Below are 14,015 nucleotides of genomic sequence, written 5' to 3'. Positions count from 1 at the left end.
GTGGATTGAAAATAAACTCAATAATCGACCTCGTAAAAGACTTGGATACCTCACGCCAAACGAAAAATTTAAACAAATTATTAATCAGAATTCTGTTGCATTTGCAAGTTGAATTCAGCTGGTAAGAACCGGCGGACAATTTAAATTCTTATGGTGCAAAATGAATGAAAGCAGGACCAGAATGAAATCAAGTCCTGCTTTCCAAGCCAATGACAATGAAAGTTCCACTCTTTCCTAGAAACCTTTTCCTAAAGAAGAAACAATACCTGTCACATCAGGAGCAAGCAATTCAACCTTTGTGTTCCTATTGGCCTCCTGAGGAGAATAATCAGAAATTCCTCCCTTGCTGTCAACAACTATTTTCCCAGACGATACTCCACGCTGTAACAGTTGGCCAAATATATAGTTCGCCCTTTTCAGACTCAACGAATCATTGATAGCCGAAGTTCCCGTTTCTTCATCAGCTGCGCCAGTGACCCTTACAGATAAATTATACTTAACAGCAACCCGAGCCAGCGCATCAATATTAATTGATTGGGATTCGTCAGTAAGCTGCGCAGTATTCAAACAGAAAAAGAAATATACAGGCGAACCAATTGTGCCATCAGCAAACAGACCGGTATTCTTTATCCCAGAAATAGAATCTTGAGCCAAACGACAATGGTAAGCAGAATCCTCCAACAACTCCAAATCTTGAACGTTGTCATTACATGAAAACAGGCAGTCTTCAGCACTGTCAACAGTATCCTGATTTGAACTTTCGTCAACCGATTTACCATTCCACTTCTTATTCTTCAATCTTGCCAAGAGCGAGTTCAAGCCACTATAATTGTTTACCGGGAAAGTACGACCGGCTTGTTCGTCACCATCGACAAAAAGATGAGAGTATTTATCAAGTAATCCTTCTATTTCCAAAACTTTCTTCAGCTCAGCCAATGCCCGACTGTTTTTATCATTTAGTCCGGCATAGTAACGGTTTTCCGCAGAAAGAGAACCGGTGCGGCTAACCAGCCGCTCATTCATTTGCATATAAGGGCCGGCATCTACAACACGTTTCCAACCGCTTTTCCCAATGGAGAATGACAGACCCGCAGTCAGCAGAAGCATATTGTCTCCGGGACGATTCGGACGGCCTATACCATCGAAATTCTTAAAAGTAGTCATGCCGGAAAGTTCCACAAGAAGACTAATCCGTTTGGAAAGTCTATACTGCCCCTGAATGCCATACGACAACGCAAACGGATTATTGCCATTGGTAGCATGATGTATCATTCCAACACCTGCAAAAGGCGCAACAGTCCATCGCACCTGTTCCTGTCTGGCATACCTGCGACCAAATATATTCCACATCAAGTCCGCATGGACATAGTGGTACTTCTGATCGGACAACAAACCGTCCTTAAACGCCATCCCATTATAATTGATACGGCCTCCTACAGCCGGAGTAAACCATTTGCCGACAGCGAAACTGTAGGCTGGTTTTATGCGACCAAACAAATCATCACACCCCAACGGTGTTCCAAGAAACGCATTCAATCCACCTGCAACCGTGACAAACCAGTTGCCACTTCCACCAGCCGGAACAAGCACACCATCAAGATAGGTCGGCTCCAGAGGCTGCAAAATATCCAGGCTACCCCCATGCAATTTACATTGTACAGTATCTGTATAAAGATATTGCTCACTTGCATACGTCTGTACCGTACATAACGCAGCAAAAAGAATAGTAATCATTTTTATCATATCAGAATTAATTATTGAATTAAATATTTTACCAAATGCCAATTCTTTGCCAACTAACGCTTAGGCTTCTTGCCATTGGCAGGACGCATCATGCGCGATGCCATCCTCATGCAGCGACGTGCCCAGGCACGGTTGTCCTCGTCGTCATCACGCCCCCATTTGAGGTCGCTTCCGCCACCTCCGCCGCCATGCGTTTCGGCAAATGTAGTGGCATCATCCACCATCCCGAGAAACAGCATTGTAGCACACTGCATGACTTCCGTGCCACGTTCAGCTACAGACCGGACAAGCGAGTCGTCAAAAATCTGCCGTTCCGGAAGAGACAACCTTGCCAATAGTCCACGATGTTCGTTCACCATTTCTTCCAGCATAGCATCCTTGAGCAGGCTGTCCACTTTGGAATGCACCTCCCGTGAGTAACGGTATGCCTCTTCCTTCAGACCTTCCGTCCGCTCCCTGACACTATCCATTTCATCTTTTAGCCCAGCCAGCTGTCGGTCAGCCAACTGCAACTTGTCCTGCTTGTCTGCCAGTTTTGACTGGATAACAGAAAGCTCCTGTTCGAGTTTTTCCTTTTGACGAAGAATGGCAGCGGTATCTCCATTTTGGGACAAAAGCCGGTTCTCAATTGCCGATAGTCTAGCCTGCTTTTCCTCCATCTCCTGACGGATATTATCCACCATAGTGGTAAGCCCCTTTACCCTTCGCTCTGCCAGTCGAATATCGGAGCGAAGCGATGAAAGCACCTCCTGATGTCGGACAATGCTTTCCTCTATGCTTGTACACTCTTCCGACAACATGCGGCGATATTCTTCCGTCGTCCTATGCCTGGCACCTGTTTCCGCAATACTGGAACCACGTGACATCCCCCACTTGCGGTTGACTTCAGCAAATTCACTGTGAAGCTTCTTCATGCGTTCGCTATACTCGAATTTATCCTTACCGGCAAATATCTCCTTGTATGCAAAGCGTCCGTCCTTAATCGGCAGAAGTGTGCAGTGCACGTGCGGATTCAACTCATCAAGATGTACAACAAAAGCTGCAATGTTCTGCTCACCATATTTGCCACTCACGAATGTATATACATCCTTGGCCCATTGTTCTATTTCCGGTTTTCTTTCGACATGGGAATTGTCGGAATTGTTTTCAAAATCCACAGTCTGACTGCCAAAGGCAAGTTCCTGCATACGTTCTCTTGAACCTCCGAAAATGATATTCACCACCGTACGAAATTTCGGTTCTTCCAACCCTTCGTTGGGATCCTTGATACCCCGGCTGCGCAATATTTCCGCCATACGGTCAGGTATGCTCCGGCTGGTATCAACAGGCCGAATCTTTCCTCCTTGGACCACCTCAAAATTCAGATGTTCGCGCGTGGGGTCGTAATTTCCCTTGCTCATGGCATATTCCCTCGCCTTTTCGCTACGGCACCTGAGATGCTCATTGCTCTGCGCACGTGTGATGCCTTTTGATACATGTACGTCAAGTACCTGTTTTGCCTGTGCCATACTTTATTTCCAATTGTTTCGGATAATCCTCCGTGTCCCAGCTTGCTGCTTGCATGGACACCTCTCCCTGTGACGTCAGTCAGCAGGGGTATTAGGCTCCCCCTTCCCTTTGTTCCGTGGCAGACGGGCAAGCCCGGATGCCAGATAAAACCGGCAGGACATCCAGCCTGCTGGACGGACGGATTATCTGGGGTTATACAATACTTGTAATGAGCTTTCGGCTCAGAAAGACTCCTGCAATTTCGCAACAAGCGCAAGGAACGGGTTTCTGAGCGATTTAAGACACTCTCTGCCTTCAGCGGTAGAGAAATCAGGGACTGATGATTTGTTGCCAAGGACAAGCTCTGAAAGTTCCTTGGAGGCATCAACAAACGCATCCCACTCTCCACCAAGATTCTGATGGAAGAACTGTAAAACAGGAGTAGCATCATCGAACCTGAACTTACGCAGGACTTTCTGATGGGCGGCATAAGCTATACAGCCGAGAGCTTTTTCCTTCACAGCATCTTCCGCACTGACAATCATGGGCGGGTGGTTTTCTGCATCACCCTGAGTACATGACTGAGCAGCGGAACCGGCAAGCCGATCAAGCTCCGCACGAACAAGTCTACCACATGATGCACCTACGGTTTCGGTATCGCTTCTGCCGATTATCCAATCGGACAATACATCCATAAGCAGCATGGCAAGGTCAGGAGTGTCGTGTACAACATCAGGAGATGAAGGCTGTCCAGTCAGTGAAGGCATCGTAATAATCACACTTTTTGCCCGTCGCTCCCTCTCAATCTGGCCGAACTGTTCAAGTCTGTCAAGGAAAGAACGTACCGTAGCACGGTGCCATCCCCAGTCAGACGCAAGGTCGGAAATGTTCACATGACACTGGCATGGCCCGAGGTCAGATTCCTTCTTTCTTAAAAAAGGGGAAACAAAACCATCGTTAGCCTTGTACATCAGATCAAGATAGGCTTCCATCTTGGTTTTCCGGTCTCCGGCCTTTTCACTGAGATACTCAAGCACCTTGATATCTGCCGATATGGCTTTGTCCATTTTTTCTCTATTCTTCATTATTTTCTGTGATTTGATATTGGTTATCGCGCGGATTCATATCTTTGCCACTATCCGCACATTCGTGGCGTATTGCGTGATGAAAACAGTGGTAAGCCCTTATAATCTCTTCAGCCTGCTCCTTCCAGCATCCTTTCTTGCCATACTTCCAGCATTCTTGTATTATCCTTGATGATGGATAGAAAAGGGCTGCCGTCATAAAATACACTATCGTAGCCGCCAAGGTGTACAAATGGGGGATTGCCATAACTGCCATTGCAGACAGGGCCAATATGACAACCAGCTTAAGTCGTTCGTGTACCATACGAAACAGCTTGTCTGTCCTGCTATATGAAACCAGAATGAGACACGGTATTGTTGAAAGCAGGACACCGTAGTCTCCCGGCTGTACTTTAATATAGACATAATGGAAAACAAGCAGAATGATAAGCCAAACGCTGATATAGAACTTCCTTACCTTTTCGTCTGCTGCCATCGCCATGTAGAACCTTATCATGAAACGATGTTTGCAACTGTACAATACCATTGGCAGAACAGAAGGTATGAGAAGCATTAATGAAAGGAATAAATAATTAATCATAAAAGAATGTATTAAGGTTTGAATTTAATGGCATGGATATAAGATTCAAGCGGACAGCATCACCGGTAGCAAGCCTTATGATTTCCTCCGCATCAGCCGGCCTGATATAATCAGGAGACTTTTTGATTTTATCCCTAAAGGCTCTGTTGATTTTACGATATTCAGCCAAAGCCCTGTCCAAAGCATATTCCGATACAATCCAGGTAGTACCATCGGCAATTCCATTATTGGATTTATAAGCCCGGAGCAGCAAAAAACGAGATGTGAAATGACATGTGTACCCCCTATAAAGGAATGCAAATACGCCATACATATCGGCATCAACCACGTCAATCCATGTACGCTGGTTACTTATCCAAAACACAATTTTCCTATAAACCGGTTCCCGCATAAGCCCGTTCCCTATTAAATGAAATCAACAAGGACACGCTCTTTGTCACGCTTGTATTTGAACATTCCAGTTCTGGCATGGAGATCAAGATCAAGACAAAGGTCTCCATACATAAATTCAAGAGAATCGTAGATTGTAACAAATATACGAGTGACACGCCCGGTGTCGTCGGTTTGGGCATTCATCTTATACATCTGGCCGAATGCCGGATTTGAATAGGCACAGGTGCTGTGCCCGCTTTTATCACCCAACCGGGGTGTATGGTGATACAGCGTAATAAGCTCCATATCATCTTCAAAAATATCCATCACCTCCTCAAGGTCGTATGGCTCACGCAGAGGAAATGTCAGCAGGGCATAATCGCCATAGATTTTGGGTTCTTCCATTGTAGTAACATCGATCAGCTGCGGTAGCTGAAGCGGTACAAAGGCGAGAAAATCATCCATAAAATGTTTCAGCATAATCATGTTATTATAAAATATCTAAATGGTTAATACTAGAATTTCAAGAAGCATAGCAGGCAATTCAGACAGCCTGTGTCTTTCAGACTGAATAATTTCATGAAGACGCAGTAACGCCCCTGATGTGTCAGACGCAATTCCTGTCAAAGCATATCTTTCGTCCTGTGACATCAGAGCCATACAAAGAGCATCCATGGAAACATACGGCTGAAGTATCATACAGGCGTATGCCCATGCCTGCTCTCTGCCATGTACCCTACCGCAACGTATATCTCCTAGGCAGGCAAGAACATTCTGAACAAGCCTTCGATTGCTTCTCAAAGCCATATATACTGTAGCATCCCGATAGCTGACACATCCCCTATTGGCTGCATCGAAAACCAGGCTGCAACACTTTTCTGTAGCTCGGGTAATATCCGAAAGGTCTGTATCACCATAGTCGTGAAGATAGGCAAGAAAAGACCTGTACACGACATCCTCTTGCTTTATGAACTCCTGCAGTTCTTCAATATCCATAATACTGTCTTTCAGTGTTTCGGCCAGAAAAGTACGGTAACAGGATAACACTTTCTGTTTTTCACCGACAATCATTCCGTTTTCATCCAGGGAGTCAAAGAATGGCCGTATGATTCCTGCCCCTTCAACCAATTCTCCATCCTCTGTATATGGAGAAATTTTCTCCCTGACCAAAAGCACATCAGAAAATAAATAATTTCCCGATGCAGCAATGCGTGCAAGCTCTATCCTTACAGAATCATCTACAATACGACATTCAGCCTGAAGTGCTGAATGCGGATTTAGAGTATCCCTGCGTAATGCCATAAATACGGAATCCCTGATGTTTACCCATTCTGTGATATATGTCGCCAACGAATCGGCCGGGAGGACTTCCATCATCCTGATATGAGACAGCCATGTTCTGTATGAACAGACAACATCGGCAAAATTTTCAGACTCTGACACTCCTTTCCTATTGGTACAGGAACAGGCTACAAGAATGGAAAAAAGCATGACCATAATACAAGATTCAGTTCTCATATTTCTTAAGTATGACATAATATGTTTCATGTTATTTAATTTGATAACAGACACAAAATTAGATATATTTGATATATTTTCATAGGTATAAAACCGCTAATTATTCATATTTATACATCATACTTTAAAGTATGATTTTCAATGATAAAAAAGGGATAGAAAGAGAAAAAACAGAGTATGATTTATGTAAAAAAATCATTTGAGTATGATTGAATATAAAATTAAACTACTATCTTTGTACACAGATACTCTAAACAGGACAATAATATGGCTAAGGTAGGATACATATTCAAAAAAGAACCTTATGAAGATTTCAATGAAGACAAAAACTGGATGCTACAATTCGGTTGCGTAAATGTGGTAGAGGAGCAGAAGGAACATGAAAAGCTACGCCCCAAATGGAAACAGCTCCTGTCGAGTCTGGAAAGAGGCGATGAACTTGTGGTAACAAAATTCAGCAATGCCGTAAGAGGTTCGAGAGAACTCGCTTCACTGATTGAACTCTGCAGAATCAAGGTAGTGCGAATCATTTCAGTGCATGACAAGATAGATACGAAAAATATATTGTTTCCTGACACAAAAGTATCTGATGTTATCGAAATGTTCGGTTCATTACCGGAAGAATGCGCCGCACTACGTAACGCATCATTGCATATCGTACAACTGCAGCAAGATATAATAGTTTCCAAAAAGTGGAATATCACCAACGCAGAGGAACGGGCCAAGATGATAGTAGATATGTATAAAAATGGATACAGCATTTCAGAAATCCATGCCATCAGCGGTTTTAACAGCAGGAGTTCTGTATTCCGCATATTGAACAAATACGGGGTCAAATTAAATCGGGGACGTTTCAGCGGCCCTCTTGGGAAACGTAAAAACAAGAAAGATAATCAGGAGAATGAAGAAAACAGTTAGTGTCTTACGGCAGGTACCTGATATAACAGTAAGCATTGATTTACCTATACATAGCAACAATGCACGGTGCTTGGCCGTGCATTGTTATTTAAGATGAATAAAGATTGATAAGTCTTAGTCTATTTTCTCTTGCTTTCTTGAAAGTATAGTAGGTTCCCCCTTGTAACTTACCATCATAGTATGCCACAACTGTACTACATATCTTCAGCATATAATCGTTTCTTCGCAAAAAGCATCCGTGAAAATACTCTTCACTCAATACTATTACTTCATCCGCCTTGTCAAGAATGAGACTATGCCTCGCTCTCTGCATAGCATTCCACATTTCGGACTGCGCCCTGTATGGTAAGACGCAAATCAGGCGAATGTCAGGAAATCGCTTCTTTAGCGACAGGACAACCTCGGCACACAACAAATCAAACCCCAATGCCATACCACACAGGTATTCAGTCTTCCCACTGAGATAAAGATTCTCAACACAATCGGAAATTCTCTGTCTAAGGACATTGATTGTTGCAAACGGAATACTTCTGTGCCCTGTAAAGGCAACCTTTTCATTAATCATTACAGTTTTCATCATATCAGTTATATCTATAAAATGTTTTACCAAGAAAGAGACCTCCCAACACATTTGCCCCGAAGAACTCAAGACGGTTAGCCAGCTCTGCATAACTTGTTCCAGTGGTGACAACATCATCGTAAATCAGTACATCTTTTTCCTTGAAAAAATCTTCATCAAACTTTACAGACTGGTCGGAAAAATCGGCATGTGTCTTTTTCTTTCGGTTTTCGTGAACTGACGGACGGTCAGCCAAAAGCCTAATATGGGAAAATCCGTTTACAACTCCAGCCAAGCTGCAGACCTGTTCACAAAAGAATCTGTATCTATTTTCGTTCTGTTCATATGTACTTGCCGGAATACATACAAAAACAATGTTTTTTACCCTGTCGCCAAATTCATTCAAGAGATATGATGCGGTCATCCGTGCCACTTTAAGCGTAATTTCACGGTCTGCATCCTTGAATCCCCATACGAGTTTACGGTTTTCTATTGCGTCTTCCCCAACATTTCTAATGCGCACAGGGAAATACTTAACGAAGTGATACATCTTCTTTGCCAACTGCTTTTTCAAATTTTCATTGATTGCTGCCATAGTCTCATTTGTTTTACTTCCCTCTGCTTGCCGGATTTCAGCCAGCCCATCGGGATATTTTCTGCCCATAGGGCGGAACTGCTGCAACAAGGCAAATGAGGGCATGAACAAATACGCTCTGCATAGCAGAGGAAGATTTTTCGTGAACGGGCAATCTGCCAGTGTCCCGGTTTGACGGTTGACAAAAGCAGAACCGCAATTTTGCAGGGAATATCCGAGAGAGCTGGCCAAACACAAGCAACCATGCCGAATGGCAAGAAAAACAGGATACGGCTTTGTACACCTCTGGAGAAAGCCTTAAATTTGCATGACTTTTACATCAAAAACAATTATGGAGAATTATATATCAAAAGCTGCGGATGCCTTCCTGACAAGCCGTCCATACGGAATCAGACTTGATTTTAAGCATAAGGGATTTGTAATATTCAACCACCATATGAACTTACTGGGAAACGGTACTCCCTGTAACTTGGATTCACTACCACTGGAAATTTGCACTTTGGAAGATATACCGCAAGCAGGTGAAAGAATTATAAAAAACGGAGATATAATGGATATTTTTTTCTATGATGAAACTAGCAATCCATATACAGGATATGGCGTAAATCTGGAAAAGCTCAAAACATATAACAAATATATCTATCCATTAGCTTTAGCACTGAATAGAACTTTATAACAGGAATTGAAATCAATCAGCACATCATAGCTTTGAAGACTCTATCTCGAAGTAATTTTTTAGAATCGGTAAAATAAGTTTTTAGGACTGGATTAAGAAAAACTACAGATCAAATTCACTGCATCAGTTAAGTATGATACACTAATATGCTATCTATTGCCATTCATCAAATTTATTTTTTCTATATTTTCTAATAAAATATAGAATAGTATTAATAAAAGACGATACCAATAAGCCTATGCATCCCAATATTAAAGAGTGGCTAATTATGGATTCTCTATTTAATAGAATATTTTTTAAGGATAAGCACAATGATTCATCAAAAGGAGCTGTATCACCATAATCAATTAATTCATACAACAACGAGTATAAAATACCAGCTAAAAAACCAACAATAAATATAAATTTATACAGCTTATTCATTAATAAATAAATTTAGGTTTATATTCTTCAAGCAATATTTGTATTTTCTTTTTTTGTGGAAATGATAGTTCCAGTATTCTATTTGTTACTTTCTTCCATTCTTCATTACTCGTTACTTGAGCATAAAGATTCTTTTCTAATGCTTTCTTTGCTTTTTCTATAGTTCCATAAATATCATCATCAGGTATAAAACCAAAACATCCATATGAACCACCTAAATAATCAATACCAAAGATTTCATAAACCCCACTAACATGAATCATAACATCTGATGCAAAATTTTCATCATTCCGTGGAGAATCTATAGACTTACCTTCAAGTGTTTTTTGGGTTAGTAACGGTTTTGCTGGTAATTTTCTTTCACCGTATCTAGTTAAAATGAAAGCTCCCATTCCTGAGAATCTTGGATAACTAGGAATCCACATTGCACCATATAAGTTTTTACTCCAATCAGCTGGAATAAAAGCCCTATTTAAAATTTTATGTTTGCCATTTTCCACCCCTAGATTATACCATGCGTCTCTTGTCACATTAAAAGAAAATTCTAGTTTTTTTTCACATTTCTCATAATTAAATACATCAACCCTATATGTTGGAATAATAACCACATTTTTAGAAAACATGTCTGAATCACCTTTTAAACGCTGGATGGTATATCCTGTTACCTGATTAGTTATTATCAATCTAACTTGTGGTTCATACAACACCTCAGTTTTCACACTTGTTTTAGTAGTAGCCTGTTTTAAATAAGGCATTACAGTGATTTCTTTTCCCACCCATTCCTCTTTGATCTGCAAATGTAAAACTTCACCTTGTTCTTTCTGCTTTTCTTGCTTACCTTCAACTACAATATCCCATTTGACACGTTTACGATCTTTGTCCTTTACATTAGAAATATTATATCCAGTAACCTCGTATTTTACCTTTTCATTTGGTAATGCAGTTTCTTTGCCTTTGACAGAGGTAACCAAAACCATAGGTTCTGCATAAGACTTTGACATAGGAGACTTTTCTACTTCCTTTTCTTTAAATCTTACCCACCCAAAACCATAAGTGGTTTCAGGCCGTCTGTCCATACGAACGAACTTGTTAATATCAAGACGCAACGTAGAAATAGTAAGCAAAATACTCATAGGATAACCGTTTGCATCCATCTTTTCCTTATAACGGGTAATATAGGCTTCCTCAAATGCAAGTTCACGGAATACATGTACATCATCCTGCACAAACTGGATTCTACCAGAAACAGGGCAAGGCTCATATTCTTCCCATGGAACACAAGGAACCTTCCTTGTCTTATCCGACAACATAGTTTCCAGAATAGAATTGTCGTAACTTGAATCAAGGACGACATGGATATCACCGCCCTTTATTCCGGTAACAGATTTTCCCTTGAAATCCGGTACCTGGTAAAAATCATAAGAGAAGCCTGAAGCATTATACTTATGACCGTTTATTTCCAGTAGAATCTCTGCTGCCATACAATTCAATATTAGATTGGTAATAATGCAAATATAGTAAATAAGATGAAATATATTTGCTTAGAAAGCAAAGAATATAAATGAATATGCTGAACGGCACATAAAAAAGGGATAAAGGAGATACCAGAGAACCTCAAAATTTACTGTATGACCCGATTTTACAAAACTGCAATATACATATAAAAAAGGTATGTATAAAACAGTAGACAATTCCGTCAAAAGTTTCCAGTCCCATAATTGGGACCGGAAAACAGATAGGAAAATCAAATACGTAGGAATTTACTAATTTCCGGATGGTCATCACAAAACCTCCTGTACTTATGAAAATTAACGCCACCTACGAAGTAGAATTCGGGATAAGAAGTGAGACCTGATGTTACAGAACGTTTCGTCTCTAAACCAAAGCCATTATCTACAAGCCAATCAATAATTGAAGAACCATTATTTTTGGTATCAACGAACTGGCAACAAAAGCCACGCGGTTTCTTAGGGAAATTAATAGTAACAGTAGTTTCCCTCACAAATTTGCCTTCCTTCAGATTCCAGGAGAAAAGGGCAAAGTAAATAGGACTATCCTTTCCCGACAAATAGTAAGAAATAAGAGGAAATACCCACTTATCACGCCATCTCAATAAGATGAATTTGCAACTACCTACTTTAATAACTTTTTTAGCCATAATCATTAAAAATTTAAGTTCAACTTTTCCCTATTATAGTTCATTGTTTATCTATAGGGAGTAATTAATTCAATTTTACTGCTTAATGTATGGATGCCAATATCTGCAAGGTTTATGGCTTAAATACTCTTTTTCTTCAGGAAAAAGGAAGATTTCTGACATAACTGGAAGGAAGCCTTGTAAAGATATGGCTGGCATCAATAGAACTTTGCAGTGAAATGAATGGCTACTCCCGATGTGAACAATGAATGTTGGAACAACAGATATAAGTGGAGGCATGGAAATATAAAATGGATATGCTGACTAAAAGAGGGAAACAGGATATAACCGCAAGGCATTAAGCTGAACTCAATGCCTGCGGGATTTGATTATGGCCTGTATATAGATTTATTCAGCAGAAGGTATCATCTGTCTGGCGTAATCCAGAATCTGGCTCATGGACAGCCATTGCGGTTTCTCATCTTCATCGAAACTGTTATAAAGCTGTTTCATGTATTCTATCTGCTTTTCTTCGTTGCCAGCCCATAGACGGGACTGATTCCTATTACCGAAGCCAAGATAGTACTCGCAATCTGACTGCATACGACCAAGCAACATATATTTGTATTTTGAATCACGCTGTAAAATTTCTTCTATTCCCATTGTATTATCCGATTAAATTGAACATTAAATTATTTATTTCCCTTTGGTCGTACATCTTTTGCCAAAAGGTTGATTTTTTCTGCCCTAAGATTGACAAGCAGTCCGGCCAAGGATGGTGCGAAAAATACGCTTTCAGCAGGGCGGAAAGGAAGATTTTTCAGCAACACGCTGAAAGCAGGCCTTGACAGGACGAAGAGAAGGCAATCGAACTTTGCAGAGAAAATAAACGGGTTTTGGCATTGATGATATTAACCGGCAACGAGTATATAGGGAACTTCCGGTAATAACGGTATATAAATGGAAAAAGACCCGACGGCAGACAGCCGACAGGTCCAATAAGGAATATAGGATCAATCTGTACAGAAACCGGCCTGACAGCCTGAACCTGTACCGTAAAAGAAGTCGAGCTGAAGCGGCAGCCTGGATATGGATGAAAGGCTCATCTTGTCCTTGAAGGTGTTGCCTTGAAGATCCTCCTGTATAGCTGACCACCACATGACGGGAGGACATGTATCGAAATTCTTGCGCAGTTGTGCCGGCGCTTTCCAAAAGCAGTTGAGACAGTTGGAATCTTCGGGAAAGTCAATTCCCTTGTCCTGCCAGTAACGCTTGATGTCATAGTGGGTGATACGGTCTTCTATGAGAGGGAACTCACCCACCCGCCAGTGAATATCTTGCCAGCGGTTAATCCAGCGGCATGACCGCTCCTGCCACTCGGCCATATAAGCGAACTTGAAATTCTCGGTAAAACGCAAAGCGCGTTCCTGCTCGTCGTAACGGTAGCCTATCCTCATACGAACGGGCAGCTCGTGGTATGAATATAGAAACTCAAAGATAGGCTGCATCTTCAGGACTGTCGTACAAAAGCGCTTGGCCCGATTGGGAATAGCACGCTTACGGCGTATCATTTCTTCCCAGCCCATACCGCGTAACCAGATAATCTCACGACCTATACGCTGTTCGAGGTCGAAAATAACCTTGAGGACTTTCGGATCTTCGGAAGTAGCCACAAATTCGGGATAATGAGAACAATACTTCTGCAACCTGTCATTGACCATCTGCTTCATGCGCTTGTCGATGGTAGCCCCAGCATTGTGACAATCAATGCAACAAAGAGCAAAGACTTCGATATCTGCCGGATAATGCACGACGATGTAAGAGGATGTTTTTCCTCCTGACAAACTATTAACTGTCTTCATAACTTAAATTCAATAATTACCGACTGTTGACTTAAGATAACTATAAAAGCAAGATGACT

Annotated in this window: 15 protein-coding genes and 1 pseudogene; 3 read left to right on the top strand and 13 right to left on the bottom strand. The window is 41.4% G+C overall.

What is annotated here, in order from left to right:
- Positions 1-112, top strand: a pseudogene (locus H8S64_RS06930) (IS30 family transposase); the annotation flags it as partial.
- Positions 113-234: 122 nt separating this feature from the next.
- Here the strand turns inward: H8S64_RS06930 and H8S64_RS06925 are convergent.
- The 7 genes from H8S64_RS06925 to H8S64_RS06895 form a co-directional block, all read right to left on the bottom strand.
- Complete coding sequence (locus H8S64_RS06925; RefSeq protein ID WP_186975472.1) at positions 235-1,743, bottom strand: OmpA family protein; 1,509 nt, start codon at positions 1,741-1,743, stop codon at positions 235-237.
- A gap of 53 nt (positions 1,744-1,796) precedes the next feature.
- Positions 1,797-3,251, bottom strand: a complete 1,455-nt coding sequence (mobV, locus tag H8S64_RS06920; protein ID WP_186975471.1) for a MobV family relaxase — start codon at positions 3,249-3,251, stop codon at positions 1,797-1,799.
- A gap of 222 nt (positions 3,252-3,473) precedes the next feature.
- Complete coding sequence (locus H8S64_RS06915) at positions 3,474-4,316, bottom strand: MarR family transcriptional regulator (protein ID WP_186975470.1); 843 nt, start codon at positions 4,314-4,316, stop codon at positions 3,474-3,476.
- Positions 4,306-4,797, bottom strand: a complete 492-nt coding sequence (locus H8S64_RS06910) for a hypothetical protein (protein ID WP_186975469.1) — start codon at positions 4,795-4,797, stop codon at positions 4,306-4,308. The genes H8S64_RS06915 and H8S64_RS06910 overlap by 11 nt, the downstream gene beginning before the upstream one ends.
- Positions 4,798-4,888: 91 nt before the next feature.
- Complete coding sequence (locus H8S64_RS06905) at positions 4,889-5,287, bottom strand: hypothetical protein (protein WP_008142231.1); 399 nt, start codon at positions 5,285-5,287, stop codon at positions 4,889-4,891.
- Between the two features lie 14 nt (positions 5,288-5,301).
- Positions 5,302-5,754 (bottom strand): hypothetical protein, encoded by a 453-nt coding sequence (locus tag H8S64_RS06900; RefSeq protein WP_008142229.1) that lies wholly within the window; start codon positions 5,752-5,754, stop codon positions 5,302-5,304.
- 15 nt (positions 5,755-5,769) lie between these two features.
- Positions 5,770-6,816, bottom strand: a complete 1,047-nt coding sequence (locus tag H8S64_RS06895; protein WP_255469455.1) for a hypothetical protein — start codon at positions 6,814-6,816, stop codon at positions 5,770-5,772.
- A gap of 237 nt (positions 6,817-7,053) precedes the next feature.
- On the opposite strand from H8S64_RS06895, the gene H8S64_RS06890 reads away from it, so the two are divergent.
- A complete protein-coding gene (locus H8S64_RS06890; protein ID WP_186975468.1) occupies positions 7,054-7,704 on the top strand; it encodes a recombinase family protein in 651 nt (216 codons plus the stop codon).
- 88 nt (positions 7,705-7,792) lie between these two features.
- Here the strand turns inward: H8S64_RS06890 and H8S64_RS06885 are convergent, their stop codons facing one another.
- Positions 7,793-8,269, bottom strand: coding sequence for an SLOG family protein (locus tag H8S64_RS06885; RefSeq protein ID WP_255469461.1), 477 nt, complete (start codon positions 8,267-8,269; stop codon positions 7,793-7,795).
- A gap of 16 nt (positions 8,270-8,285) precedes the next feature.
- Positions 8,286-8,927, bottom strand: a complete 642-nt coding sequence (locus H8S64_RS06880) for a phosphoribosyltransferase (RefSeq protein ID WP_255469454.1) — start codon at positions 8,925-8,927, stop codon at positions 8,286-8,288.
- Between the two features lie 262 nt (positions 8,928-9,189).
- On the opposite strand from H8S64_RS06880, the gene H8S64_RS06875 reads away from it, so the two are divergent.
- Positions 9,190-9,534, top strand: a complete 345-nt coding sequence (locus tag H8S64_RS06875) for a hypothetical protein (RefSeq protein ID WP_186975465.1) — start codon at positions 9,190-9,192, stop codon at positions 9,532-9,534.
- 422 nt (positions 9,535-9,956) lie between these two features.
- Here the strand turns inward: H8S64_RS06875 and tssD are convergent, their stop codons facing one another.
- The 4 genes from tssD to H8S64_RS06855 form a co-directional block, all read right to left on the bottom strand.
- Positions 9,957-11,438 (bottom strand): type VI secretion system tube protein TssD, encoded by a 1,482-nt coding sequence (tssD, locus tag H8S64_RS06870; protein ID WP_008142215.1) that lies wholly within the window; start codon positions 11,436-11,438, stop codon positions 9,957-9,959.
- 263 nt (positions 11,439-11,701) lie between these two features.
- Entirely contained in the window at positions 11,702-12,115 is a 414-nt protein-coding gene (locus tag H8S64_RS06865; protein WP_186975464.1) for a DUF4313 domain-containing protein, read from the bottom strand.
- Positions 12,116-12,502: 387 nt separating this feature from the next.
- Positions 12,503-12,757 carry an LPD11 domain-containing protein gene (locus H8S64_RS06860; RefSeq protein WP_008142210.1) on the bottom strand — a complete coding sequence of 85 codons (255 nt, stop codon included), beginning with the start codon at positions 12,755-12,757 and terminating at the stop codon, positions 12,503-12,505.
- A gap of 350 nt (positions 12,758-13,107) precedes the next feature.
- Complete coding sequence (locus H8S64_RS06855) at positions 13,108-13,956, bottom strand: hypothetical protein (RefSeq protein ID WP_186975463.1); 849 nt, start codon at positions 13,954-13,956, stop codon at positions 13,108-13,110.
- Positions 13,957-14,015 lie beyond the last annotated feature (59 nt).

Source organism: Butyricimonas hominis, assembly GCF_014287455.1.
Lineage (GTDB): Bacteria > Bacteroidota > Bacteroidia > Bacteroidales > Marinifilaceae > Butyricimonas > Butyricimonas muris.
This window is presented reverse-complemented; position numbering and strand designations above follow the sequence as displayed.